Origin of the sequence: Xanthomonas campestris pv. campestris str. ATCC 33913, from assembly GCF_000007145.1 — a bacterium.
Lineage (GTDB): Bacteria > Pseudomonadota > Gammaproteobacteria > Xanthomonadales > Xanthomonadaceae > Xanthomonas > Xanthomonas campestris.
Map to the genome: position 1 here is coordinate 3,901,821 of NC_003902.1, position 25,385 is coordinate 3,927,205.

The 25,385-nt window shown below is 59.8% G+C and carries 22 protein-coding genes and 3 pseudogenes; 21 read left to right on the forward strand and 4 right to left on the reverse strand.

Translation table 11 applies throughout. From position 1 onward, the window contains the following. The first annotated feature begins 102 nt into the window (after positions 1-102). Positions 103-2,184, forward strand: coding sequence for a bifunctional DedA family/phosphatase PAP2 family protein (locus XCC_RS17040; RefSeq protein ID WP_011038389.1), 2,082 nt, complete (start codon positions 103-105; stop codon positions 2,182-2,184). A 384-nt stretch (positions 2,185-2,568) separates the two neighbouring features. On the opposite strand, the gene XCC_RS17045 is transcribed toward XCC_RS17040, so the two are convergent. The 4 genes from XCC_RS17045 to XCC_RS17060 all read right to left on the reverse strand — a co-directional run bounded on the left by XCC_RS17045 (position 2,569) and on the right by XCC_RS17060 (position 6,468). After that, positions 2,569-3,453 (reverse strand): bestrophin family protein, encoded by an 885-nt coding sequence (locus XCC_RS17045; protein ID WP_011038390.1) that lies wholly within the window; start codon positions 3,451-3,453, stop codon positions 2,569-2,571. 141 nt (positions 3,454-3,594) lie between these two features. After that, positions 3,595-4,194, reverse strand: a complete 600-nt coding sequence (locus XCC_RS17050; RefSeq protein ID WP_016944428.1) for an LON peptidase substrate-binding domain-containing protein — start codon at positions 4,192-4,194, stop codon at positions 3,595-3,597. After that, positions 4,191-5,549 (reverse strand): UDP-N-acetylmuramate:L-alanyl-gamma-D-glutamyl-meso-diaminopimelate ligase, encoded by a 1,359-nt coding sequence (gene mpl, locus XCC_RS17055; RefSeq protein ID WP_011038392.1) that lies wholly within the window; start codon positions 5,547-5,549, stop codon positions 4,191-4,193. Before mpl ends, XCC_RS17050 begins: the two co-directional genes overlap by 4 nt. Positions 5,550-5,904: 355 nt before the next feature. Next, positions 5,905-6,468: an adenylate kinase gene (locus XCC_RS17060; RefSeq protein ID WP_011038393.1), complete on the reverse strand. Its 564-nt coding sequence runs from the start codon at positions 6,466-6,468 to the stop codon at positions 5,905-5,907. 159 nt (positions 6,469-6,627) lie between these two features. Here XCC_RS17060 and XCC_RS17065 point away from each other — a divergent pair, with 159 nt between their 5' ends. From XCC_RS17065 to XCC_RS17155, 20 genes and pseudogenes are all read left to right on the forward strand, one after another. After that, the gene (locus XCC_RS17065; RefSeq protein ID WP_011038394.1) at positions 6,628-7,884 is read left to right on the forward strand and encodes a 6-phosphofructokinase; all 1,257 of its coding nucleotides are present in this window, start codon (positions 6,628-6,630) and stop codon (positions 7,882-7,884) included. 580 nt (positions 7,885-8,464) lie between these two features. After that, positions 8,465-9,226: a hypothetical protein gene (locus XCC_RS17070; protein WP_019237313.1), complete on the forward strand. Its 762-nt coding sequence runs from the start codon at positions 8,465-8,467 to the stop codon at positions 9,224-9,226. Positions 9,227-9,273: 47 nt separating this feature from the next. Beyond that, entirely contained in the window at positions 9,274-10,395 is a 1,122-nt protein-coding gene (locus XCC_RS17075; RefSeq protein WP_011038396.1) for a type IV secretion system protein, read from the forward strand. Positions 10,396-10,464: 69 nt separating this feature from the next. After that, entirely contained in the window at positions 10,465-11,013 is a 549-nt protein-coding gene (locus XCC_RS17080; protein WP_011269533.1) for a DUF4189 domain-containing protein, read from the forward strand. Positions 11,014-11,627: 614 nt separating this feature from the next. Continuing rightward, on the forward strand, positions 11,628-12,212 hold the full coding sequence (locus XCC_RS17085; protein WP_011038397.1) for a hypothetical protein: 585 nt from the start codon (positions 11,628-11,630) through the stop codon (positions 12,210-12,212). Further along, complete coding sequence (locus XCC_RS17090; protein ID WP_011038398.1) at positions 12,209-13,555, forward strand: DUF6792 domain-containing protein; 1,347 nt, start codon at positions 12,209-12,211, stop codon at positions 13,553-13,555. Before XCC_RS17085 ends, XCC_RS17090 begins: the two co-directional genes overlap by 4 nt. A gap of 88 nt (positions 13,556-13,643) precedes the next feature. Then, positions 13,644-14,744 carry a type IV secretion system protein gene (locus XCC_RS17095; protein WP_011038399.1) on the forward strand — a complete coding sequence of 367 codons (1,101 nt, stop codon included), beginning with the start codon at positions 13,644-13,646 and terminating at the stop codon, positions 14,742-14,744. A gap of 50 nt (positions 14,745-14,794) precedes the next feature. After that, on the forward strand, positions 14,795-15,310 hold the full coding sequence (locus XCC_RS17100) for a DUF4189 domain-containing protein (RefSeq protein ID WP_011038400.1): 516 nt from the start codon (positions 14,795-14,797) through the stop codon (positions 15,308-15,310). 237 nt (positions 15,311-15,547) lie between these two features. Further along, entirely contained in the window at positions 15,548-16,078 is a 531-nt protein-coding gene (locus XCC_RS17105) for a hypothetical protein (RefSeq protein ID WP_068574843.1), read from the forward strand. After that, positions 16,075-16,731, forward strand: a complete 657-nt coding sequence (locus XCC_RS17110; protein ID WP_068574845.1) for a hypothetical protein — start codon at positions 16,075-16,077, stop codon at positions 16,729-16,731. Before XCC_RS17105 ends, XCC_RS17110 begins: the two co-directional genes overlap by 4 nt. Beyond that, positions 16,731-18,107, forward strand: a complete 1,377-nt coding sequence (locus XCC_RS17115; protein ID WP_011038402.1) for a DUF6792 domain-containing protein — start codon at positions 16,731-16,733, stop codon at positions 18,105-18,107. Before XCC_RS17110 ends, XCC_RS17115 begins: the two co-directional genes overlap by 1 nt. Positions 18,108-18,192: 85 nt before the next feature. Continuing rightward, entirely contained in the window at positions 18,193-19,299 is a 1,107-nt protein-coding gene (locus tag XCC_RS17120) for a type IV secretion system protein (protein WP_011038403.1), read from the forward strand. Positions 19,300-19,332: 33 nt separating this feature from the next. After that, positions 19,333-19,905 (forward strand): DUF4189 domain-containing protein, encoded by a 573-nt coding sequence (locus XCC_RS17125; RefSeq protein WP_011038404.1) that lies wholly within the window; start codon positions 19,333-19,335, stop codon positions 19,903-19,905. Beyond that, positions 19,896-20,876 (forward strand): IS5-like element IS1646 family transposase, encoded by a 981-nt coding sequence (locus XCC_RS17130; protein ID WP_011035385.1) that lies wholly within the window; start codon positions 19,896-19,898, stop codon positions 20,874-20,876. The genes XCC_RS17125 and XCC_RS17130 overlap by 10 nt, the downstream gene beginning before the upstream one ends. Positions 20,877-21,247: 371 nt before the next feature. After that, on the forward strand, positions 21,248-21,778 hold the full coding sequence (locus XCC_RS17135; protein ID WP_011038405.1) for a hypothetical protein: 531 nt from the start codon (positions 21,248-21,250) through the stop codon (positions 21,776-21,778). Continuing rightward, a pseudogene (locus XCC_RS17140) lies at positions 21,775-22,218 on the forward strand (hypothetical protein); the annotation flags it as partial. The gene XCC_RS17135 and the pseudogene XCC_RS17140, both read left to right, overlap by 4 nt. Positions 22,219-22,282: 64 nt before the next feature. After that, positions 22,283-23,415, forward strand: a protein-coding gene (locus XCC_RS17145; protein ID WP_087942911.1) for an IS3-like element ISXca1 family transposase whose coding sequence is annotated in 2 segments (ribosomal slippage) — positions 22,283-22,538 and positions 22,538-23,415 — 1,134 coding nt in all. Because the reading frame shifts where the segments join, the coding sequence is not laid out codon by codon here. A gap of 23 nt (positions 23,416-23,438) precedes the next feature. Beyond that, positions 23,439-23,663, forward strand: a pseudogene (locus XCC_RS22820) (hypothetical protein); the annotation flags it as partial. After that, complete coding sequence (locus XCC_RS17150) at positions 23,660-25,036, forward strand: DUF6792 domain-containing protein (RefSeq protein ID WP_011038408.1); 1,377 nt, start codon at positions 23,660-23,662, stop codon at positions 25,034-25,036. The pseudogene XCC_RS22820 and the gene XCC_RS17150, both read left to right, overlap by 4 nt. A gap of 25 nt (positions 25,037-25,061) precedes the next feature. Continuing rightward, a pseudogene (locus tag XCC_RS17155) lies at positions 25,062-25,379 on the forward strand (hypothetical protein); the annotation flags it as partial. Between the last annotated feature and the right edge of the window lie 6 nt (positions 25,380-25,385).

A 25,385-nucleotide genomic window follows, 5' to 3' on the forward strand; every position in this document is an offset into this window, starting at 1 on the left:
ACGCGCGCCTTCACGCGCAGCGTCGCAACCGCAGGTGAAGCGCGCCGGCCGATGTGAGGACCACGCAAGTCAGCCGCCGCCAGGCCCACCTATAATTCGGGGATGAACTCATGGATCGACGCCACGCTGGAGTGGATCGGACACCACCCCACCTTGGCTGGCGTGGTGATCTTTGCGATTGCCTTCTGCGATGCGGTCATCGTGCTGGGCGCCATCGTGCCCGCGTTGCCGCTGTTGTTCGCCATTGGCGTGTTGATCGGGCTTGGCCAGATCAACGGGCCCTATGCGGTGATCTGCGCCACGTTGGGCGCCTTCATCGGTGACGCGCTGAGCTTCTGGGTGGGCCATCGCTGGGGCCACCAACTGCACACCTATTGGCCGTTCCGCCGCTACCCGCAATTGCTGGAGCGCGGCGAATTGTTGTTCCGGCGCAATGCGTTCAAGAGCATCGTGATCGCGCGCTACGTGGGGGCGGTGCGTCCGTTCGTGCCGGCCATCGCCGGCATGTCGCACATGCCGTTCAAACGCTATCTGATCGCCAGTGGGCTGGCCTGCATCTCGTGGGCGTTGCTGTTCCTGGTACCCGGCTGGGTGTTGGGCACTGCGTATGACGCGGTGGCCGCGGTGGCCGGCCGGTTGTTCGTGGTGGTGGCGCTGCTGGCAGCGGTGATCGGCCTGGCCTGGGCGGTGGTGCTGTATTCGTACCGCTGGTCGGCCGGCCATCTCGACGCGCTGCTGGCACGGCTGCTGGAGTGGTCGCACCGTCACCCGGTGCTGGGCAACTGGTCGGTGAGCGTGTTCGACCCGCGCCGCCGCGAGTCGGTGCCGCTGGCGATGATGGCGCTGATGCTGCTGTTGCTGGGCTGGGGCTGGTTCGTGCTGTTGATGGTGGTGCTGGCACACGGCGAGCCGCTGCGCGTGGACCTGGCCGTGCACGATCTGATGCTGGCCCTGCGCAACCCGCTGGCCGACTACCCGATGGTGGCGCTGGCCTCGCTGGGCGATTGGCAGGTGCTGCTGCCGGCGATCGCCGCGGCGATGGGCTACCTGGCCTGGCGTGGGCGCTGGATGGCCGTGACCCACTGGGTGATCGCGCTGGCGTTCGGGCTCGCCTTGACCCAGCTGCTGGGCGCCACCGTGCAGGTGGTGCGCCCACCGGCAGCGAGCAGCGGCTTCGGCTTCCCGTCGGTGGCGGTGACCATGGCCACGATCGGGTTCGGCTTCTTCGCGCTACTGATCGCGCGTGAGCTGCCCGGGCGGCGGCGCGTGTGGCCGTACCTGGTCAGCGGCGCGATCGTGTCGCTGATCGGGTTCGCGCGGTTGTACCTGGGCGCGCACTGGCTCAGTGACGTGGTCGGCGGCATGTTGTTCGGCATTTTCTGGCTGCTGGTGCTGGGCATCGCCTATCGCCGCCGTGCCACCCGCGCGTTCTGGGTCAAGCCGGTGTCGTGGCTGTTCTACGGCGTGTTCCTGGCCTGTGCGATCGCGTTCGCGCCGCGCAATCTGGTGGCCAAACTCGCCAAGTTCGAACCACCACCGCCGCTGTTGATGGAATTGCAGGTCAGCGATTGGTGGAGCGGCCAGTGGCGTCTGCTGCCGGCCCGCCGTAATGAGTTCGACGACGACCAGCGCTGGCCGCTGGATGTGCAACTCGCCGGCCCGCTGGCACCGCTGCAGCGTCAGCTCGAAGCGCGCGGCTGGCGGGCGCAACCGCAAGCCGGCTGGGAGCAGGCGCTGCATCTGCTGGATGTGAGCGGGCGCCCGGATGAAGTGCCGATCCTGCCGGCCACGCTGGATACGCAGGTCGAAGCCCTGCTGATGGTGCGCCCGGCCGCACCCGGCCATGTGCATGTGTTGCGGCTCTGGCCGGCCACCGCACGACTGCTGCCAGACGCGCAACCGCTGTGGGTCGGCAGCACCCAGACGCTGCGTTACAGCCGGCATTTCAGCCTGGTCGGGCTGTGGTACCCGCTGCGTGGTGTGGACCCGGCACTGAGCGCCCTGCGCGATGCACTGGGGCCGCTGCCATATCGGGTGGAACAACGTCGGCGCTCGCAGGTGCCGGTGATGCTGATCGACGCAACACCGCACGGCGGCCCGCGGCGTGAGCCCTCTGCAGCGCACCCCGCCACCGCCGCTCAGTCCGAACAGACTGCTGCACAGCGCGATGGGTCACCGCGCTGATGCGTGGCTGACGCGTGGGAAGCAGGCGGAGGCGGTGAGCAGCCGCGCCACGTTGATGGCTGCACCGTAGAGCCACTGTGTGTGGATTTTTCTCGCACACCAGTTTGGTAAGAGGTGCGCATTGCACTGCGCAGGTTGAGCGCGGCGACGGAGCGAAAGTAGAGCCGGGCTAAAGCATCCGCGTCGCGCTCTTGGTGACACCCAATGTTTGCTGCCGAGCGATCGCGTCTATCTCCGCGAAGCCATTTGGCAGTGCACGTGTAGTTGGCATCCGCACGCGTGCGGCATGCTCGGCATGCAGACACCACGCATCCGCTCAGCGATTTGCCGCACCACCAAAGACAACGCACCACCGTACGCAGCGACGTGACCGGTGCCCTCGCCTCACCACAACACTCCATCCACCGGCTGCAGCGGCTCCGGTGCGCGCTCGCCGATGGCTTGCAACGCATCGATTTCCACCGTGCGGCACATACTGTCCAACGGCAGGTCGTGGATGGTGTTGGCGAACGGATCGACCAGCTCGTCGCCGATCTTCAGCACCGCCAGGAACATCAGCCCGGCCACGGTGGAGCCCACCGGCGTGGCGTATTGCAGGGTTTCCACCAGCCCGATCGGCAACAGGATGCAGAACACGCGGGTGAACAGGTTCGGGTAGAACCGGTATTGATACGGCAGCGGCGTGTTCTTCAAGCGTTCCATGCCGCCCTGCGCATTGGCAATGTCCACCAGGATGCGTTCCACACTGGCCTGCTGGATGCTGTCGATCCAGCCATCGCGCCGCGCCTGTTCCACTGCGCGCCCGGTGGTGTCGAGCAATCCGTTGGCCACATTGGTGCGCGTCACCACGGCAGCCACTTCGTCCGCACCCAGGCGTGGCTCCAGCTCCACGCCCACCGGCAGCCGCCGCAACTGACAGCGCAGCGCGTGCACATAGGCCACCTGGCACAGCGCGATGCTGCGCCCCACCGCTGCGGCGTCTGGCGCCGACAACACGCTCACGCACAGGCGCACCAGATTGCGCGAAGCATTGATCATCTGCCCCCACAGCACGCGGCCTTCCCACCAGCGTTGGTAGGTGGAATTGGCGCGAAACCCCAGGAATAACGCCAACGCCGAACCGAAGATCGTCAGCGGCAGCGCCGGCGCGCGGAACGGCAACACGTAATAAATGATGGTGACCAGCACGTCCCACACGAACAGCACCGCCAGCGTTCGCCACACCTGCAGGAAGACATCGGTCACACGCGGTTTTACATCGATGATCACGGCACACCCCGGTCGTTAACCAACCGCGCCAAGCGCATTCCCTGCGGGATGCACACTGGCGCACTCAAGCGTGCGGAGTCTGCCGTTGCAGCGGTGCAAGTGCGGTGAGGAATCACGCGCACACATCACACTCCGCAGCGGTTATGGCATCCAGGCCAGCAGTTGCTCCAGGCGGCGATGCGGGTCGTCCTCCTGCAACAACGACAACCGCTGGCCTTCGCTCAACGGCAGCAGCTCGGCCAGGCGCCAGCCCACCCAGGCAGCTTGATCGAGCAGGCCGGGGCCAGCGGATGCAAATTCGCCACCCACCTGCTCCAGCATGCGTTCGAGCACGGTGGCGAGCAGACCATGCTCGGGGCGCAGCTCGTCGTCGCTGTCCGGCTCACACCAACTCACCTCCCCCACCACCAGGCCGTTGTCTCGCACGCGCGAGCGCTGCACGCGAAAGCGCCGGGTACCACGCAGGCGCAAGACCAGCACGCCATCGTTGCCCACATCGAAATCCTCGATGCGCACCTCGGTGCCGTACGCCGCAGGAACCGCCGGCGCCCCCACATCGCTGCCATCCAGGATCAAACACACGCCGAAACTGCTGCCGGTCCGCCCGCAATCGCGCACCAGATCCAGATAGCGGCGCTCGAACACGCGCAAGCCGATCGTCGCACCGGGCAGCAACACGCTGTGCAGCGGGAAAAGCGGCAACGAGGTGATCTCGGCCGGCATCGTGGGCTGCACGGTCATGCCAGGCCTGCCAGGAAGCGGCGCGGTGCACCATCGAAGCCGCCATTGGACATGAACACCACATGGTCGCCCGGCTGCGCGATCTCCCCCAGCATGCGCAACAACGTATCCACATCCTGCGCGACATGCGCCTGACCCCGCACCTGCGCAATGATCGGCGCCGCGTCCCAGGCCAGTTCCGGCCGATGCAGGAACACCACAGCATCGGCATCGTGCAACGACGGTGCCAGTGCCTGTGCATGCGCACCCAGGCGCATCGAATTGCTGCGCGGCTCCATCGCCACCAGCACGCGCGCAGTGCCGACCTTGGCGCGCAGCCCCTGCAGCGTGGTGGCGATCGCCGTGGGGTGATGGGCGAAATCGTCATAGACGGTGATGCCCTGCGCCTGCCCCAAAACTTCCAGCCGCCGCTTCACACTCTGAAAGCGCGCCAGCGCGGGCATCACCGTTACCGGGTCCACGCCCACCGCCTGCACCGCGGCCAGCGCCGCCAACCCGTTGAGCACGTTGTGGCGCCCCAGCAATGGCCACTGCACCTGGCCGATCTCCTCACCCCGGTGCAGCACGGCGAAGCGGCTGCCATCGTCGGCCAACAGCTGCGCGCTCCAGTCCAGCGCCGGATCGAATCCAAAGCGCTCCACCGGCGTCCAGCAGCCCATCGCCAGCACCTCGGCCAGCCGCGCATCCTCGCCGTTGACGATCAGCCGCCCGCGCGCCGGCACCGTCCGCACCAGGTGATGGAATTGGCGCTGGATCGCGGCCACGTCCGGAAAGATGTCGGCGTGGTCGTACTCAAGATTGTTGAGGATCGCCACCAACGGGCGGTAGTGCACGAACTTGCTGCGCTTGTCGAAGAACGCGGTGTCGTACTCGTCCGCTTCCACCACAAATTCCCGGCCCTGCCCGAGCCGCGCCGAGACGCCAAAGTCCTCGGCCACGCCACCAATCAGAAAGCCCGGCGCCCGCCCGGCGGCCTCCAGCAGATAACTGAGGATGGTGGTGGTGGTGGTCTTGCCGTGCGTGCCGGCCACGGCCAGGGTGTCGCGCCCGGGCAGCACCTGCTCAGCCAGCCATTGCGCGCCCGAACTGTAGCGGCGGCCTGCATCGAGCACCGCTTCCACCGCCGCATTGCCGCGCGAAAGCGCATTGCCAATGACCACGTCCTGCGCATCGGCGGAGATGTTGGCGGGCAGATAGCCCTGCGCCAGCCGAATGCCCAGGGTTTCCAGCTGCGTGGACATCGGCGGGTAGATGGCCTGGTCACTGCCTTCCACCTGCCAACCCAGTTCGCGCGCCAGCGCGGCAACGCCGCCCATGAAGGTCCCGGCAATGCCGAGGATGTGGAGTTTGCTCATGGCCTCATTGTCGCCGATCGCCGGAGTTGCGGGATATTCGAATCCGCACCGCACCCAAACGTCAGGAAACCCCTACCGGGCTGTCGGGAACTTCCCGATACACGCGGGTAGCTGCATCCGTCACTATGCTGAACGCCAGTCGCAGCACCCCTTTGGTCCTACTCCCCAAGAGGCCAAATCCCCAGGGAGCTCATGCTGTGGGGCTTTGAGCAAGCTCATTACTGGCGCCATTACCGCCCCGGTCGTCATGTACGACCGGGGTTTTTCTTTTGCACGGTTCTGTACCGACCACGTGCCCCGCCAGCGACTGTTCCACTGGCAGGAAGGACCGGGCGCTGCAGCCCGGCCCGACGGCTCAGCGGCCCAGGGCCTGGCCGATACGCTCGAGCACTTCGTCCAGCGAACCGACGCCATCCACGCGCGCCAACTTGCCACGCTGCTCGTAGAAGCCGATCACCGGTGCGGTGGAATCGGTATAGACCTGCAGACGCTTGCGCACCGATTCCGGATTGTCGTCTTCGCGGCCCTCGGCCTTGGCGCGCCCAGCGATCCGCTCAACCAGCAATTCGCTGGCCACATCCAGCTGCACCACCGCATCCAGCGGCTGGCCGATCTTGCTGAGCAAGCTGTCCAGTGCATTGGCTTGGGCCACATTGCGCGGGTAGCCATCCAGGATGAAGCCGTTGGCCACATCTGCCTGGCCCAACCGCGCTTCCAGCATGCCGAGCAGGATCTCGTCGGACACCAGATCGCCACGTGCCATCACTTCCTTGGCCTTCAGGCCAAGCGGTGAACCGGCGGCCACTTCGGCACGCAGCAGGTCGCCGGTGGAAATGTGCGGGATCTGAAACGTGTCTTTGAGCCGTGCCGCCTGGGTGCCCTTGCCCGAACCGGGCGGTCCCAACAGAACCAATCGCATCAGTGGACTCCACTTTCGAATAAAAACGCGTTGCGGTGGGCGGCGTTAGACTCAAGCCTTCGCCAGCGCTGACCGTATGGTCGTGCAGCTTACCGCATCCGGGGAATGTCCCCGCAATGTCCCCCGCGCCATGTCGCCATCTGAGGAGTGTGTCCCCCTATGACCAACGGCAACCTGTTGTATGCCCAGTCCGGCGGTGTCACTGCCGTCATCAACGCCACCGCTGCCGGGGTGATCGGCGAAGCGCGCGCACGCAAGATCAAGGTGCTGGCCGCACGCAACGGCATCCTGGGCGCACTGCGCGAGGAATTGATCGACACCTCCAAGGAATCGGCCGCGGCGATCGCCGCGCTGGCGCAGACCCCCGGCGGCGCGTTCGGCTCCTGCCGCTACAAGCTCAAATCGCTGGAGCAGGACCGCGCCAAATACGAGCGCCTGCTGGAGGTGCTGCGCGCGCACGACGTGCGCTGGTTCCTCTACAACGGCGGCAACGACTCGGCCGATACCGCACTGAAGGTCTCGCAGCTGGCCAAGGCGTTCGGCTACCCGCTGCACTGCATCGGCGTGCCCAAGACCATCGACAACGACCTGGCGGTGACCGACACCTGCCCCGGCTTCGGCTCGGCCGCCAAGTACACCGCGGTCTCGGTGCGCGAAGCGGCGCTGGACGTGGCCGCCATGGCCGACACCTCCACCAAGGTCTTCATCTACGAAGCGATGGGCCGCCACGCCGGCTGGCTGGCCGCCGCCGCAGGCCTGGCCGGCCAAGGCCCGGACGACGCGCCGCAGATCATCCTGCTGCCCGAGCGCGCCTTTGATCAGCCCGCGTTCCTGGCCAAGGTGCGCCAGGTGGTGGAACGGGTCGGCTGGTGCGTGGTGGTGGCCAGCGAGGGCATCCAGGACGCACAGGGCAAATTCGTCGCCGATGCCGGTGGCGCGACCGACTCGTTCGGCCACGCGCAACTGGGCGGTGTGGCCTCGTTCCTCGCAGCACAGGTCAAACAGGAACTCGGCTACAAGGTGCACTGGACGCTGCCCGATTACCTACAGCGTTCCGCACGCCACCTCGCCTCCAAGACCGACTGGGAACAAGCCCAGGCTGTGGGCAAGGCCGCCGTGCAGTACGCACTCAAGGGCATGAACGCGGTGATCCCGGTGATCGAGCGCGTCAGCGACGCCCCCTATCGCTGGAAGATCGTGCCCGCCCCGCTGCACAAGGTGGCCAACCACGAAAAGAAGATGCCACCTAGCTTCCTGCGCAAGGACGGCTTCGGCCTCACCGAACGCGCCCGCCGCTACTTCGCCCCACTGATCAAGGGCGAGGCCCCGCTGGCCTACGGCAGCGATGGCCTGCCGAAGTATGTGACGTTGAAGAATGTGGCGGTGGCGAAGAAATTGCCGGCTTGGGAGGGCTGAACAGGGGGAGGACGGCCGCCAGCCTGTGCAATTGTTACAGCGCCGGCGCTCGGCTTGAGCTGCGCAGGGATGCAGCCAATTCCGGCTACCCAGGCCAGGGAATGCCTGTACCGCAATGCCTTCTGGTTCCGGCTGGCGCCTTGCCGCGCCCGCTCTCTATTGACCGTAACCGCGCCTGGCAAGGAGAGTGCCAGGCCGGCAAATGCCGCGATCGACTGTAGGGATTTTCTTACAATAACTGGCAAAACAAGCCAGGCCGCGCCTGGGCGACTTCCCTCGGGAATACAGCCCTACCTCATTAGTAGAAATTTGGTTAAGTGTGTGCCAAAGTTCGCACCAAACCTGCCTCATCGCGCATAAGGATCATGGCCCAGCAGGCAATCATCTCCAGTCTTCCCCGGTGGTCAGCCAGTGCCGCCAGGGACGCTGTGTCCGCACAAACGGCCTCACTCACTCGCGACAAGCGCATGATTTATAAAGCCGCACCGTGCCGCTGAACGCGCATCTGGCATTCATTGCTGTTTCTGCTGTCGTTGTTCCTGCCACCCCTCTTTACCCGAAAAGATCGACGAGACTCGCCATGACCGTACGCTCCCGCCGCCTCCGCCATCCGATTTTCCGCCTTGCCGCCGGCCTGCTGCTAACCATCGGCCTGTGCGCAGGCTCCGCCAACGCGCAAGTGGTCATCGTTAACCCGACGGGAGAGGGAAAGGATATTGCGGAGTATGCGGAACAGGCCAAGCGCTGGACCGAGACGATCAAGCAGTACCAGCAGGAGCTGGATCATTACAAGCAGCAACTCATCAATTTGACGAGCTTGAACTTTCTGCGCCCCCCCTTGGACGATAAGTTCGTCTTGCGGGAACCAGGCTATGGCCTTGAGTTTACCTGTCCAGGAGCACAAGCCAGCGGCATCGCGGGCATTCTCGAGCAGATCAAGTCCATCGCACCCACGATGAACGGGAATATGGCGGAGGAGCAGCTGAAGGTCTGCGCCCGCATTGTCATGGCGCAAAACTCCCAATACAACGAATCGGTCACCATGCTCAAGCGCTTGGTGCAACGTAACACCGAATTTGAGGCCATTGAGCGCCAGCGCGGTAGAGTGGGTACTAAACAAGGCGCATTGGCAGCCAACGATAACGAAGTAAAGCGTTTCACGGCACGTAATGCGCTGGAAATGAGTCATTGGGAAGCCAAGATGAAAGCCTACGATGTCTATATTGCGGGACTCAAGGATGACCAGACCCTGCTGGCCAAGCGCGCGCTTGAAGGCGACAAGGGCAATTTGCTGGGACAGGTCGTGCAAGCAGCAGCATTGAAGATTGCGCTGTCCAAATGAATTAGCGGGCAACCAAAGCCCAGATCACGACGCACAGGCAAACAGCAATGGACGTTTTTTTTCATGGCGCGGCAAGCTGGCTGCAGCCGCTTGCGGACGCCAATCTCGGCGACTTCGTTTTCTTCAAGCTGGTCAACGATTACTTCAACCGGGAAATCCAGGAATTTGGCCTTGAGCTGATGAAGCGGGCCATGAAGTGGGTCAGCGCGATCGCGCTGACGGTCACCACGCTGTGGGTGCTGATCTTGGGTTACCGCATCGCCACCGGGCAGTCGCGCGAGAGCGCGATGGCCACCATGATCAAGGCCGCCAAGGTTGCAATCATCATCAGCCTGGCCTCGGCCCTCGGGGTCAACGGCGCCATGCTGCACCAGACCATGACCGAGAACCTGGACAAGGAAATCCATCGCCTGTTCACAGGCGATGAGGGCACCGCCGCCGATGCCATCGACGAGAACCTGGCCTACACACAGGTCGCAATGGCCACACTGGATGCGGTGCGCGTAGATCCGGCCCAGCCGGAAGTGCTGGAGAAAAAAGGTCGCGCCATGCTCATGGCAGGCTTCGGTACCGCCAGCCCACCGATGGCCGCAGGCGCGATGCTGTTGCTGTTCAAGTTCACCATGGCCTTCTTGATCGGCATCGGGCCGATCTTCATCCTGGCGCTGGTCTTCGACCAGACCAAGGACCTGTTCAAGAAGTGGCTGTTCTACGTCATCGGCACCTTGTTCTCGATGTCCATGCTGTCGGTGGTGACGGCCATGGTGCTCAAGTTCACTGCCAAGGTGGCCGCCGCCTACTGGGCGGTCAAGTTCATCCCCCTGGCCAGCGCCGAAGGCCTCTCCAGCCAGGCGCTGCAGCAGGGTGGCATCGGCCTGATCATGACCATGCTCATCGTCACCGTACCCACCATCGCCGCCGCACTATGGCAGGGCAATATGGGCACGTTCATGGCCTACTCGGCGTTTGGGGCTGCAGCAAGCCCAGGACCACAGGGGCAGCCGGCTGGGTCGTATATGCCTAGGCAAGATGCGCCGAATGGAGACAGCAAAGCTAGCTCCAATATAAACACTACTAGGGCAGCTACAGGCACCCCCGCTGATTCTCAGCAAGTAGCACCCAGTTACGTTGGTAACGCTATAAAGAATAATGACGGCCGTCTTCTGTAGCAGAATATATGGAACTAACAACATTTACGCCATCATTATCACAAGCAAAAATATATTTACGAATTATAAATGAATAAGAAAATCGTAACTTTAATCCTTTTAAGCTTCTTAAGCTTTTTTTCGCCGAGTTCTTTCGCAGAAGGTAATTGCCCCCCAGGGCAGTATCCTATTGGCGGACAAGGCGCCGTAGCGTGTGCACCCATTCCTCAGGACGGCAACTTAACTCAGCAGCCTGCCCGACCTCTCGGAAAATGGATAAAAACTTGGGGAGCAATTGCGATGGGATGGATGGGACCTGTTCCATACTACGCAGTACCTACGGGAATGCTTTCCGAAACTGAGGCTGAGACAGAGGCGCTGGCGCGTTGCTCGAAAAAGGGCCCCAAAGATTGCGCAATTAAACTTACCTATTTCAATCAATGCGCTGCCATAGCCGAGCCGCAAACGGCTGAAAACCTGATACCAGATGGTAGCGTAACAATTTTTACTGGGAATGCATCAATAGATGGGGCATCGAGCAAGGCAAAAGAAGAGTGTAAAAATCGGAACAAAGATTTTCCTGTGACATGCAAAGTGATCTACAAAAATTGCTCGAAGCAAATTTTTCAAAAATTCTAGTTCCAATTGAAAAACAGCATTAATAGCCAGGGAAATGCCATGAAAAATCGTGCTCTCCTAGGTTTTTTGGCATCACCGCAACATAGATTGCACAGATTGCAGGTCGTGACAGTACCAGGTAATCCCCTGCTAAAATAACTAACCCTTCATCTTCTGTAAACTAGGCGTGTCCACAGATTGCTGGCTTCCTATTGATCCAGCCACGGACACATTTACAGTGAACAATCCGCAACGCTTCAACGCAGTATCCGCCCAGGTGTTTGCGCGCGTCTTCCCTATCGCGTACCCACGTGGCAGCCCCCAAAGTCCGAGCGTGCGGTACCGGGCAGTAATTGGCTTCTACTGCATCCATGGCGTGCAGCTTCCCAGGCAACGCTGGTTCACCTGGGCGTGTTAACTGATACGTTGGCTCCTAAATTTATGCTGACCCTGACAATTCGCGTTGTTGCACTAGCGCGTTGTCAAGAGTAGCGCGGATCGCTCCATGCGCGGCTAAACTGCGCATCTTCATTGCGCAATGCGCGCAGGCAGCAAAAGCATCTCCAATGAATCCCAAGATTTTCGGCCGTTTCGCTTTCCTCCTCGTGCCCTTCTTCCTTGCAGGATGCAAGCCCATGAATGCCCCCAGCGAACCTTCGTCTCCCTACAACGTCGACACCGATCCGGTCTATCGGAAGAACCCGCATCCGGAACAGGCATATCGCATCGCCATGACGATTGAAGACGCGCCTGGGCCGTTCGAATGGATCTCCGGCACAGCGTTTTACGAGATGACCAACCGCGATGCGTGCACGCCTTTTGATCGTTCGCTGGGAATGTCGACAAAGCAAAAAGAGGATGCAATCCCCATCCATTTCGACAAAACCAGTGACACGACGTATGTGGCAACCATCTATGCCGATGGCATGGTCGATGCTGACTATTACGGCAAGGGCCTTTGCACCTTCGTACTCAATGGAGTTGGAATCTCATTGAGAGCGACTGGAAAAAAAGAAGAGACCCGATTCCAGCCTGCACTGTTCAAGAACGAGATTTATAGCTCAGCACCCAAGGTTACCTATTTTTGGAAAGAGCGTTACCCACAAGCAGGTATGGATGATTTTCCTGACGGTGGCGAAGCTAGGCTTGACCAATTCAATGATGACGCGCGGAAAAACATTTTCAAGGTGACCCTGACTACTGCTAAGGTGAATCCATGAGCCTCACTAGCCAACAGTATGCAGTCCTTTCGAGAGACGTATACGACGAGCCGAAAAAGGTGGGAGAGAATAGCGACCCTGCAAACATTGGCGGTGAGTTTTATAAGCGGCTCAAATATGTAGATAGCCCATCGGGCTATCAAGGCATCGTCTATCAGCGAGTTGATACAAAAGAGATCATCGTCGCTCACCGTGGCACAGAGACTGAGCGGCAGCTCAAAGAAGATGGTCTGTACACCGATGGCGGCATGGTCACGGCACGCTACAACAACCAAGCTGCCGAGGCACTTGAGTTGACCCGCTATGCGCTGAACTATGCCCACGAATTGGGCAAGGGCGGTAAGTCTCCTCAGGTCACCGTCACTGGCCACTCGCTCGGGGGCGATCTGGCACAGGTCACGGCGCATCACTATGGCCTTAAAGGCGAGACCTTCAATGCGTACGGCGCGGTTAGCCTGGATCGCCGTATTCCCGAAGGTGGCTCGGATGTGATCAATCACGTGATGGCTGGTGATGCGGTCAGTGCTGCCAGCAAGCATTATGGTCAAGTCAAGATCTACGCCACGCCACAAGAAGTCGCCACCTTGCAGAAGGCCGGTTACGCCAATGACCGCAGCCTGTTGGATGACCGCAATCCGGCGGTCGCCAAACCGCTTGGCGACTCGCATAGGATGCATAACTTCCTCCCTGTCGATGGCGACGGCAAGCCGGATCGCTCGGTGCTGGAAGACCCCAAATCACAGCAGCTGGCGCAGCAGTACGCGCCGATGATCGACAAGTACCGCGACGATGTGGCGCTGCTACGGGGCGGCCTGACCCTGGCATCGCGCAGGCTCCAGTCCATGGATGTGGTCGATGGCATCGATCATCTGCGCGGCCCTCTAGCTCCGGGTGCCGGCGCGGCCGAGATAGCGGCAGAGCGCTGGAAGGAAACCCAACAGCGCATGCAGCGCGAAGACGCGCCGGTCTATGTGACCCCTGGCTGGAAGCTGCCCCTGGGCAATACCCCCGAGCGCTGCGTAGATCCAGGCGCGGCGGCCATGTCTAATGATCCGCTGTACCGCTCCATCCACAGCAAACTGCCCCAAGGCACCTCCGATGCCGTGGCCATGCATGCCACCGTCGAGGCCAAACGCGCTGGCATCGTCGACATTAACCAGCTGCGCAGCGTGACCGTGCAAGACGGCAACGCCTGGATCGTCGGCAACACGCCGGGCTTCCGGGCCAAGGTCGATCTGGCGGCGGAAGCACCGCCCGTGCAGGAAAGTTTGCGCCAGTCACAGGCTTTGGAGACGCAGCGATCGCAGGAGATGGCCCAGCCGTCGCCGACGCGTGTAATGTAAGGCCATGATCAAGCGGATCGCACCGATGACTGCCCCGATACCGACTGCCACTGCTGCAGGCCGGTGTGCGCCGCGCGGGACAAGCTGGTTGGGGCCCTTGGCCGATATCGGCTTCGGTGACTTCATTTTCTTCAAACTTGTCAACGATTACTTCAGCAACGAGATCCAGAAGTTCGGGCTGGAGCTGATGCGCAACAGCATGCGCTGGGTCAGCACCATCGCACTGACGGTCACCACGCTGTGGGTGATGATCCTGGGCTACCGCATCGCCACCGGGCAGTCGCGCGAGAGCGCCATGGCCACGATGATCAAGGCCGGCAAGGTCGCCATCATCATCAGCATTGCCTCGGCACTCGGGGCCAATGGCGCCATGCTGCACCAGACACTGACCGAGAACCTGGACAAGCAAATCCATGGGCTGTTCACCGGCAAGGAAGGCAGCACTGCCGCCGATGCCATCGACGAAAATCTGGCCTATACACAGTTGGCGCTGACCGCGCTGGATGCGGTCCGTATCGAACCCAATGACACCGAAGTGCTGGAAAAGAAGAGCCGGGCCATCTTCATGGCCAGCTTCGGCACCGCCAGCCCGCCGATGGCCGCCGGGGCGATGCTGCTGCTGTTCAAGTTCACCATGGCCTTCTTGATCGGGATCGGGCCGATCTTCATCCTGGCGCTGATCTTCGACCAGACCAAGGACCTGTTCAAGAAGTGGCTGTTCTACATCATCGGCACACTGTTCTCGATGGCCATGCTCTCGGTGGTGACGGCCATGGTGCTCGAGTTCACCGCCAAGGTGGCCAAGGCCTACTGGGCGGCAGAAATCATCATGCTCGGCAATGCCGAAGGCCTGTCGACCCAGGCCCTGCAGCAGGGCGGTATCGGGTTGCTCATGACGGTGCTGATCATCAGCGTCCCCACAATGGTTGCGGCCGTATGGCAGGGCAACATGGGCAACTTCATGCACTTCTCGGCATTTGGGGGCGCCACCGCATCGAGCCCAGGACCGCAGGGGCAGCCGGCTGGGTCGTATGTGCCGCAGCAGATTGCGGCAAATAGGGATGGCGAGTCGGAAAAGCAGGTTTCGCAGGCAACAGCAACCAAGGTAACAGGCGCGCCAACAACCCAAGTAACCCAGCCGATCGGTTCGCGCGGGCAAGCGGGACGAGGTGGCACGCAAGATGTTTGATAAGTTTGATCCAAACTAATTAACTATGTCGCCGTATAGGTTAGATATTCATGAAGCACTTAGCTCTCCTGGCTTTACCAATTTTCCTTATCTCTGCTTGCGCAAGGGCAGAGCAGGGATGTCCCCCAGGACAAATCCCTGCTCAATCGAACGGGAGCATTACTTCGTGCGGGCCGATTCCTGCCGGATATAACCAAGAGCAGCCGGCTTCCTCACCACGCCCTCTTGGCAAATGGATAAAAACCTGGGGGGCGATTGCTAGTGACAATGAAGGCGGGAATCTCGGCGTATCGACAGACAATTTAAAAAGAAAACAGGCCGAGAAGGAAGCGGTTAAACAGTGCGAGGGAGAAAGCCGAAAAAAATGCAAGGTCGTTATGTCGTATGAAAATCAGTGTATTTCAGTTGCCAGGCCTGATGGCAGCGGAACTATCACCTTTACTCGCGGCCCCTCTGCTGAAAATACAAGTAAGGACGTACTGGCAGACTGCCAGAAAGAGAACAGTGGCAGCAAATGCAGCATAATCTACGAAAACTGCACTAAACAGATCTTTAAATCCTTCTAAAATCGATATCGATTTTTAAAAAGTAAGTTTTCATGGGAAAGTATGGGTCTATTAGGACTGCCACTGGTCCCAGATTGCTGGTTGCCAGTGAATCCGGCGACCGGGGCATTGACGGTCATCGCCCCATACCGCTTCAACACGGTCTCGGCACAGATGTTTACACGTATCTGCCCGAACGCATTTCTAACCCCTGACAACGTTCGCTGTTAGTTGAGTAAAGCGCGTCGGAGCTGAGTAATGCATAGAGTGCTGCCCCCGCATAAAGCAGGTGGGTACCGGTCAGCCGCCGGGGTACGCAACATGCTGACCATTCTCTTGCTGATAACCTTACTCACCGCTAGTTTGGTAGTCTTGGCCTATCGCACTTCGATCGGCGGCCTAATGGAACTTGCACAGTGTGCAGCCATCATCGGAGCCGCCCTGCACTTCGCCATCGTCATACTGCTTGTGGGGTTTGTTGCACGAGCCCTGGCTGTCTGGAGAAAGCTGCACGCAGAAGGAAAACAGACGAGCGAACTGAAACAGTTGCAGCGAGTCATCGTCAGTGGAACTACTATGACGTTACTGATGTTTCTTCTCGCTGTCATTGCAGCTTGCGTTCCCCCATTGATGAAGATAATGACGCAGGTCCCAGAATTCGGAGTGGTCTTCGCTCTGATGCTCGTGGCATTGTTGCTTCATAACGTCAACATCAATCGCATATGCAGACTACTGACCGATGCCATCACAGCCGCGCAGCAGGCGGCACAACGTACGATGGCAGCATGATCGGTTATCTGAAAATCAAGATTTTTGACTGTCTTTTCCTGGTTCTCTTAGCAGGATGCAACCCCATGAATGCTGCTTCTGAAAGACACGACGCTAGCGACACTACTGCTGACGGCGATCCGGTCTACCGCAAGAACCCGCGTCCGACGCAGGCATACCGGATCACGATGACCATCGAGGATGCGCCCGGGCCGTTTGAGTGGGTGTCGGGGACAGCATTCTATGAAATGACCAACCACAAGCAATGCACGCCAATCGAACCAATTGCAGGTGTCTGGAATAAATCCAGTGAAGACGGGATCCCCATCCACTTTAATAAAATCAATGACACCACCTATGTGGCGACGATCTACGCAGATGGAATGGTTGATGCGGATTATTACGGCAAGGGAGCATGTTATTTTGAGTTGGACGGAGTTGGAATTTCCCTGAAAGCGACCGAAAAGCATGAAGACACACGCTTTCAGCCGGCCCTGTTTAAAAATGAGATTTACAGCCCGGCCCCAAAGGTTACTTACTTTTGGAAAGGACGCTACCCAAAAGAGGATATAGACAACTTCCCTGATAGCGGCAGATCAAGAATCGACCAATTCAATGACAATGCCCGCAATGACATCTTTAAAGTCACTCTGACTACTGAAAAGGTGATTTAATGAGCCTTACGAGCCAACAGTACGCGGCGCTCTCTGACGATGCGTATAAAGAGCCGCGAGAGACGGGCCTGGATAGTCGCCCTGCAGATATTGGCGGCATTACTTACAAGCGCCTTGAGTATGTAGACAGTCCTTCAGGCTATCAGGGCATCATCTACCAGCGGATCGACACCAACGAGATCATCGTCGCTCATCGCGGCACCGAGACTGAGCGTGAGCTCAAGCAGGATGGTGTCTACACCGATGGCGGCATGGTCGCAGCACGTCACAATCGCCAGGCCGCCGAAGCCATTGAGTTGACCAAGCATGCGTTGGTCTATGCACAAAAACTAGGCAAGGACGGCGAAGCACTCGACGTCACCGTCACCGGCCATTCCCTCGGCGGCAACTTGGCCCAGGTCACCGCCCACCACTACGGCCTCAAGGGCGAGACTTTCAATGCCTATGGCGCAGTCAGCCTGGATCGGCGCATTCCCGAGGGCGGTGTCGATGTCATCAATCATGTGATGGCAGGCGATGCGGTCAGTGCTGCGAGCAAGCACTACGGCCAAGTGAAGCTCTATGCCGCGCCGCAGGAGATTGCTACGCTGGAAAAGGCCGGTTACGACAACACACGCGGTGTTCTGGACGTACGTAATCCTATCGTTGCAAAGGAGTTGGGCGACTCGCACCGCATGCACAACTTCCTGCCGGTGGATGCCAACGGCGCGCCGGATCGCTCCGTTCTGGAAAACCCCAAGGCGCAGCAGTTGGCGCACAAGTTTGCGCCGATGATCGACGAGTACCGTGATGACGTGGAGGTGTTGCGCGGCAGCGTGGCCTTGGGTGTACGCGGTAATTATGGCCTGGCGGACGATGGAATCGATGCCTTGCGTGGCACCCTAGCACCCGGCGCCGGAACGAAAGAGATGGCAGCGGCGCGCTGGCAGGAGGTGCGGCAGCGCATGGAGGCAGAGCATCAGCAGCAGTACGTGCCACCCGGCTGGAAGATACCATTGGGCGCATCCGGCAGCGAAGTGGATGCACCGGCAACGCCGCGTGGTCGGTTTGGCGAGCCTGCATCCGCGTCGGTTCCCAGCGATCCGCTTTATCAGGCCATCCACAGCAAACTCCCTGCAGGCACTTCGCCGGCCGAGGCCATGCACGCTACGGTCGAGGCCAAACGTGCAGGCATCGTTCGTCCCGATCAGTTGCAAAGCGTGACATCGCATCAAGACAGTGTCTGGATCGTCGGACAGACACCCGGCTTCCGGATCAAGGTGGATTTGTCCGAGACCGTGCCTCCCCTGCAAGAAAGTATCCGTCAGTCGCAGGCACTGGATACGCAGCGGTCGCAGCCGGACATGACTCAGCAACCGCCCGCACGTGTAATGTAAGGCCATGATCGAGCGGATCGCACCGATGACTACCCCGATGCCCACTGCCACGGCAGCCCGGTGTGCGCCACGTGCGGCAAGCTGGTTGCAGCCCTTGGCCGATATCGGCCTCGGTGACTTCATTTTCTTCAAACTGGTCAACGATTACTTCAGCAACGAGATCCAGAAGTTCGGGCTGGAGCTGATGCGCAACAGCATGCGCTGGGTCAGCACCATCGCACTGGCGGTCACCACGCTGTGGGTGATGATCCTGGGCTACCGCATCGCCACCGGGCAGTCGCGCGAGAGCGCCATGGCCACGATGATCAAGGCCGGCAAGGTCGCCATCATCATCAGCATTGCCTCGGCACTCGGGGCCAATGGCGCCATGCTGCACCAGACACTGACCGAGAACCTGGACAAGCAAATCCATGGGCTGTTCACCGGCAAGGAAGGCAGCACTGCCGCCGATGCCATCGACGAAAATCTGGCCTATACACAGTTGGCGCTGACCGCGCTGGATGCGGTCCGTATCGAACCCAATGACACCGAAGTGCTGGAAAAGAAGAGCCGGGCCATCTTCATGGCCAGCTTCGGCACCGCCAGCCCGCCGATGGCCGCCGGGGCGATGCTGCTGCTGTTCAAGTTCACCATGGCCTTCTTGATCGGGATCGGGCCGATCTTCATCCTGGCGCTGATCTTCGACCAGACCAAGGACCTGTTCAAGAAGTGGCTGTTCTACATCATCGGCACACTGTTCTCGATGGCCATGCTCTCGGTGGTGACAGCCATGGTGCTCGAGTTCACCGCCAAGGTGGCCAAGGCCTACTGGGCGGCAGAAATCATCATGCTCGGCAATGCCGAAGGCCTGTCGACCCAGGCCCTGCAGCAGGGCGGTATCGGGTTGCTCATGACCGTGCTGATCATCAGCGTCCCCACAATGGTTGCGGCCGTATGGGAGGGCAACATGGGCAACTTCATGCACTTCTCGGCATTTGGGGGCGCCACCGCATCGAGCCCAGGACCGCAGGGGCAGCCGGCCGGGTCGTATGTGCCGCAGCAGTCGTCTAGGTCTACAGATCGGCCTACTGAGGTTGCGAACGACACACCCAGAACAGTATCCCGCGCAGTCGGTCAACCGGGAAGCTCTGATTCTATTCCTGTGCCAGGTTCTCGCGGCAATGCCGGAAGAAATGAAAGTGGCAATGCCTAAGATTGCTTGGTTTTGAGCCATACACGAGGTTGTATGAATATGACATCTAATCGATTTTTTTTGCTTCTTCTTTTGATCATTGGGCTTCCGTCAATGGCCGAGCAGGGCTGTCCACCTGGACAAATTCCTGCGCAGGCAAACGGCAATATCACCTCCTGCGGTCCAATTCCCTCCGGTTATTACGAGCAACAGGGCTCTGCCGCCCCTCGGCCGATTGGAAAATGGATTAAGACCTGGGGAGCTGTTTCACTTGATGGCTCGGGTACTGTAGGAGTTGCCTACGGTAAACTTTCTAAGCGTGAAGCACAGCAAGGTGCTATTTCCAGTTGTGTCGAGGCTGGTGGCGAAAAGTGTCATGACTGGGCTACCTATTATAACCAGTGCGCAGCTGTTGCAGAACCTTACAAAGATGGAAAATCCATTGGTGGAAAATTACAATTCGTTGGAGGCGCGGCACTTGAACAAGCCAAAGCTGATGCAGAGAAGAAATGCACTGTCGCAAATAATAGCTCATGCCGAGTAATTTACTCTAAGGAACCTCTGAACAACGCACCACAGATACGCGACACTACCCGCCTGATGTTGAGGGGTGATCCATGCAACTGACGTTCGGTGACGCTGAGGGCCTGGGCAAGCGCAAGCAGACGCGCCGGGAGATCTTTCTGGCCGAGATGGAGCAGGTCGTCCCGTGGCAGCAACTGCTCGGGCTGGTCGCGCCGCACTATCCGGTCTCGGGGCGGCCAGGTCGGCAGCCGTACGCACTGGCGACGATGTTGCGGATTCATCTGCTGCAGCAGTGGTATGCGTTGAGCGATCCGGCGATGGAAGAAGCACTGCACGAGATCCCGACCTTGCGGCGCTTTGCCCAGCTCGGTGGCTTGGACAACGTTCCGGACGAGACCACGATTCTCAACTTTCGCCGCCTGCTGGAGACCCATGGCCTTGCCGCGCGGATGCTGGAAGCGGTCAACGCGCATCTGGCGCGCAAGGGCCAGAGCCTGCGGTCGGGCACGATCGTCGATGCGACGCTGATCGCGGCGCCCAGTTCGACCAAGAACGCCGACCATGCGCGCGACCCTGAGATGCATCAGACCAAGAAGGGCAATCAGTGGTATTTCGGGATGAAGGCGCACATCGGCGTGGATGAATTTTCCGGGTTGGTGCACCACGTCCATTGCACAGCCGCCAACGTCGCCGATGTCACGGTGACGCACGCATTGCTGCATGGCAAAGAAGACAGCGTGTTTGGCGACAGCGGCTACACCGGTGCGGATAAGCGCGAAGAACTGCAGGACTGCGAGGCTGCATTTTTCATTGCTGCCAAGCGTTCGGTGCTTCAAGCCATCGGCAACAAGCGGGAGCGTGCTCGGGAACAGCGCTGGGAACACTTCAAGGCCAGCGTGCGTGCGAAGGTGGAGCATCCGTTCCGGGTGATCAAGCGCCAGTTCGGTTACACCAAGGTCCGCTATCGCGGCCTGGCGAAGAACACCGCGCAGGTGCTGACGCTGTTTGCGCTGTCAAACCTGTGGATGAAGCGAAAGCAGTTATTGCCTGCTATGGGGAGCGTGCGCCTGTAACGCAGGCAACACCCTGCAAACGCGCCGGAAACGGCAAAAAAATCGAGGATCTGAGCGCCGTCAGCCTGGCCGATGTAGTTGGGCTCATCCTCCGACGCCGTTGATCAGACCATCCCTAATTGTTCTGATCAAATTTTTAAAAAGTTTTGATGTACTACAAGATGGTTGGCGCTCTCTCAGTTTGTTAGTTGCCAGTAAATCCGGCGACCGGCGCCTTTACGGTCACCAAACTATACTGCTTCAAAGGGGTCTCGGCACAGGTGTTTGCACGCATCTGTCAAAGGCATTTCCTACCGGCAATCCTAAATAGTGCGTCCCGAACCCCTGACCACATTCGCCGTTAGTTGAGTAAAGCGCGCCGGAGTTGCGTAATGCATAGAGTGCTGTCCCCGCATGACGCAGATGGGTGCCGGTCAACCGCCGGCGTACGCAACATGCTGACCATGCTCTTGCTGACAACCTTACTCACCGCTAGTTTGGTCGTCTTGGCCTATCGCACTTCGCTTGGTGTCCTAATGGAATTTGCACAGTGTGCTGCCATTATCGGAGCCGCCCTGCACTTCGCCATCGTCGCAGTGCTTGTGGGGTTTGTTGCACGAGCCCTGACTGTCTGGAGAAGGCTGCACGCAGAAGGAAAACAGACGAGCGAACTGAAACAGTTGCAGCGGGTCATCATCAGCGGAGCCGCTATGACGCTGCTGATGTTTTTTCTCGCCGTCATTGCAGCTTGCATCCCACCATTAATGAAGATAATGAAGCAGATTCCCGAATTCGGGATGGTGTTCGCGCTGATGCTCATGTCCTTGTTGCTTCATAACGTGAACATCAACCGTATCTGCAAACGACTGACCGCTGCCATCACGGCCGCGCAGCAGGCTGCACAACGCACGATGGCAGCATGAACGGTTATCTGAACATCAAGATTGTTGGCTGTTTTTTCCTGGTTCTCTTAGCAGGATGCAACCCCATGAATGCTGATTCTGAAAGACACGACACCAGCGAGACTATCGCCGAGGGCGATCCGGTTTACCGCAAGAATCCACATCCGACGCAGGCGTACCGGATCACGATGACAATCGAAGATGCGCCTGGGCCGTTCGAGGGGGTGTCGGGGACCGCATTTTATGAAATGACTAACCGAGATACATGCACGCCAATTGATCGATCATTAGGCATGTCGACAAAGCAGAAAGAAGATGGAATTCCCATCACTTTCGAAAAACTCAACGACACAACATACGTGGCGAAGATTTATGCCGACGGAATGGTCGATGCAGATTATTACGGGAAAGGCACCTGTAATTTCGAGCTGGATGGTGTCGGCATTTCGCTCAAGGCGACCGTGACCTGCCCCCGCTGAGCCGTACCACGTGAAGCTGTAAAGTCCGTCAACCACGAGGACGGACATGAAGAAGAGTCGTTTCACCACCGAGCAGATCATCGGATTCATCAAGCAGGCGGATGCCGGGATGGCGGTGGCTGAGCTGTGCCGCCAGCACGGTTTCAGCCCGGCCAGCTTCTACCAGTGGCGGGCCAAGTACGGCGGCATGGAGGCCGAAGACGCGAAGCGCCTGAAGGAGCTGGAGCAGGAGAACAACCGCCTGAAGCGGTTGCTGGCCGAGGCGCACCTGGACATCGAGGCGCTGAAGGTCGGGTTCGGGGTAAAACGCTAGCCCCGCAACGCAAGCGCGAGGCAATCCGGCGCATGTGCGAGCTGACGTCGATCAGCGAGCGCCGGGCTTGTCGCCTTGCGGGGATCTCCCGCGATGCTTTCCGCCACGCGCCGACACCCACGCCGGCGACGCAAACCCTGTCGGCCAGACTGGTGGAACTGGCGCAGGCGCGTCGCCGCTTCGGCTATCGCCGCCTGCACGACCTGCTGCGCCCGGAGTTTCCGCAGGTGAACCATAAGAAGATCTACCGTCTGTACCGCGAGGCGAAGCTGAGCGTGCGCCGGCGCAAGAAGGCCAAGTTCCCGGCGGCACAGCGGCAGCCGTTACGGCCAGCGCGGCATCCCAACGAGGTAATCAGCATGGACTTCGTCTTTGATCAGTTGGCCAGTGGCCGCCGCATCAAATGCCTGACCGTCGCCGACGACTTCACCCATGAATGCGTGGACATCGCGGTGGACCATGGCATCAGCGGGGCTTACGTGGTGCGTGTGCTGGAGCAGATCGCCTGCTTCCGCGGCTATCCCCGCGCGGTGCGCACGGACAACGGCCCGGAGTTCACCAGCCGCGCCTTCATCGCTTGGGCACAGCAGCGTGGCATCGAACACATCCTGATCGAACCCGGCAAACCCATGCAGAACGGCTACATCGAGAGCTTCAACGGCAAGTTCCGCGACGAATGTCTCAACGAACACTGGTTCACGTCGCTGATCCAGGCTCGCGAGGTCATCGCCGATTGGCGGCGTGACTTCAACGAGGTACGTCCGCACAGCAGCTGTGGTCGCATCCCGCCAGCGCAGTTTGCCTCCAACCACCGAGCACAAACCGGCAACAACGCAGTACCCTTCAACCCCGGGCTTTATCAGTAATCACTGGTATGGCCGGTGGGGGCAGGTCAACCGGAAAGCATGAAGACACGAGGTTTGAGCCAGCTCTATTCAAAAATGAGATTCATAGCAGAGCTCCTAAAGTCACTTATTTCTGGAAAGGCCGTTATCCCAAAGAAGATATTGACAACTTCCCAGACAGCGGAAAAGTCAGACTGGACCAGTTCAACAATGATGCCCGAGGAAACATATTTAAAGTTACGCTAATCACGGAAGAGGTAATGCCATGAGCCTGACGAGCCAACAATATGCAGCCCTTGCGAAAGATGCCTACGATGAACCGCCTGAAACTGGAGCGAGCAGTCGCCCTGTCGATATCGGTGGCATTACCTATAAACGACTTGAGTATGTAGACAGTCCTTCAGGCTATCAGGGCATTATCTATCAGCGGATCGACACCAACGAGATCATCGTCGCCCATCGCGGCACCGAGACTGAGCGTGAGCTCAAGCAGGATGGTGTCTACACCGATGGCGGCATGGTCGCAGCACGTCACAATCGCCAGGCCGCCGAAGCAATTGAGTTGACCAAGCATGCGTTGGTTTATGCACAGAAACTCGGCAAGGACGGCGAAACGCTCGACGTCGCCGTCACCGGCCATTCCCTCAGCGGCAATCTGGCCCAGGTCACTGCACACCACTTTAGTCTCAAGGGCGAGACCTTCAATGCATACGGCGCGGTTAGCTTGGACCGCCGTATTCCCGAGGGCGGCACCGATGTCATCAATCATGTGATGGCTGGCGATGCGGTCAGTGCTGCCAGCAAGCATTACGGCCAGGTCAAGCTCTACGCCACCCAGCAGGAGATTGCTACACTGGAAAAGGCTGGTTACGACAACACGCGCAGTGTGCTGGACGTACGTAATCCTATCGTTGCAAAAAAGTTGGGCGACTCGCACCGCATGCACAACTTCCTGCCGGAGGATGCCAACGGCAAACCAGACCGCTCGGTCCTGGAAGACCCCAAGGCGCAACAGTTGGCGCACAAGTTTGCGCCGATGATCGACAAGTACCGTGATGACGTGGAGGTGTTGCGCGGCAGCGTGACCTTGGGTGTACGCGGTAATTATGGCCTGGCGGACGATGGAATCGATGCCTTGCGTGGCACCCTAGCACCCGGCGCCGGAAGTGCAGAGATGGCGGCGGCACGCTGGCAAGAGGTACAGCAGCGCATACAAAACGATCACGCACCGACGTATGTCGCGCCAGGCTGGAAAATGCCGATAGTCACATCTGGCAGCGAAGTTGCTGCACCGATGGCACCGCCTGGCCGGTTTGGCGAGCCTGCATCCGCATCGGTTCCCAACGACCCGCTTTACCAGGCCATCCACAGCAAGCTCCCCGCAGGCACTTCGCCGGCAGAGGCGATGTACGCCACAGTCGAGGCCAAGCGTGCAGGCATCCTGCGCGCCGATCAGCTGCAAAGCGTGACGTCGCATCAAGACAATGTCTGGATCGTCGGGCAGACACCTGGCTTCCGGGTCAAGGTGGATCTATCAGACAGCGTGCCTCCCCTGCAGGAGAGCATCCGTCAGTCGCAAGCACTCGATACGCAGCGGTCGCAGCCGGAAGTGACCCAGCAATCGCCTGCACGTGTAATGTAAGGCCATGATCGAGCGGGTCGCACCCATGACTGCCCCAGTGCCGACTGTCACGGCAGCCCGGTGTCCGCCGCGTGCGACAAGCCGGTTGCAGCCGCTGGCGGACGCCAACCTCGGCGACTTCGTTTTCTTCAAGCTGGTCAACGACTACTTCAACCGGGAAATCCAGGACTTCGGTATGGCGTTGATGGAGCGAGCCATGCGCTGGGTCAGCACCATCGCATTGACCGTCACCACGCTGTGGGTGATGATCCTGGGCTACCGCATCGCCACTGGGCAGTCGCGCGAGAGCGCCATGGCCACGATGATCAAGGCCGGCAAGGTCGCCATCATCATCAGCATTTCGTGTGAG

Excerpts from the sequence above, each read along its gene's own strand:
- XCC_RS17040 (WP_011038389.1), top strand. The coding sequence starts at position 103 with ATGAACTCATGGATCGACGCCACGCTGGAGTGGATCGGACACCACCCC.
- XCC_RS17050 (WP_016944428.1), bottom strand. The coding sequence starts at position 4,194 with ATGACCGTGCAGCCCACGATGCCGGCCGAGATCACCTCGTTGCCGCTT.
- mpl (WP_011038392.1), bottom strand. The coding sequence starts at position 5,549 with ATGAGCAAACTCCACATCCTCGGCATTGCCGGGACCTTCATGGGCGGC.
- XCC_RS17060 (WP_011038393.1), bottom strand. The coding sequence starts at position 6,468 with ATGCGATTGGTTCTGTTGGGACCGCCCGGTTCGGGCAAGGGCACCCAG.
- XCC_RS17065 (WP_011038394.1), top strand. The coding sequence starts at position 6,628 with ATGACCAACGGCAACCTGTTGTATGCCCAGTCCGGCGGTGTCACTGCC.
- XCC_RS17070 (WP_019237313.1), top strand. The coding sequence starts at position 8,465 with ATGACCGTACGCTCCCGCCGCCTCCGCCATCCGATTTTCCGCCTTGCC.
- XCC_RS17075 (WP_011038396.1), top strand. The coding sequence starts at position 9,274 with ATGGACGTTTTTTTTCATGGCGCGGCAAGCTGGCTGCAGCCGCTTGCG.
- XCC_RS17080 (WP_011269533.1), top strand. The coding sequence starts at position 10,465 with ATGAATAAGAAAATCGTAACTTTAATCCTTTTAAGCTTCTTAAGCTTT.
- XCC_RS17085 (WP_011038397.1), top strand. The coding sequence starts at position 11,628 with ATGAATGCCCCCAGCGAACCTTCGTCTCCCTACAACGTCGACACCGAT.
- XCC_RS17090 (WP_011038398.1), top strand. The coding sequence starts at position 12,209 with ATGAGCCTCACTAGCCAACAGTATGCAGTCCTTTCGAGAGACGTATAC.
- XCC_RS17100 (WP_011038400.1), top strand. The coding sequence starts at position 14,795 with ATGAAGCACTTAGCTCTCCTGGCTTTACCAATTTTCCTTATCTCTGCT.
- XCC_RS17105 (WP_068574843.1), top strand. The coding sequence starts at position 15,548 with ATGCATAGAGTGCTGCCCCCGCATAAAGCAGGTGGGTACCGGTCAGCC.
- XCC_RS17110 (WP_068574845.1), top strand. The coding sequence starts at position 16,075 with ATGATCGGTTATCTGAAAATCAAGATTTTTGACTGTCTTTTCCTGGTT.
- XCC_RS17115 (WP_011038402.1), top strand. The coding sequence starts at position 16,731 with ATGAGCCTTACGAGCCAACAGTACGCGGCGCTCTCTGACGATGCGTAT.
- XCC_RS17125 (WP_011038404.1), top strand. The coding sequence starts at position 19,333 with ATGAATATGACATCTAATCGATTTTTTTTGCTTCTTCTTTTGATCATT.
- XCC_RS17130 (WP_011035385.1), top strand. The coding sequence starts at position 19,896 with ATGCAACTGACGTTCGGTGACGCTGAGGGCCTGGGCAAGCGCAAGCAG.
- XCC_RS17135 (WP_011038405.1), top strand. The coding sequence starts at position 21,248 with ATGCATAGAGTGCTGTCCCCGCATGACGCAGATGGGTGCCGGTCAACC.
- XCC_RS17150 (WP_011038408.1), top strand. The coding sequence starts at position 23,660 with ATGAGCCTGACGAGCCAACAATATGCAGCCCTTGCGAAAGATGCCTAC.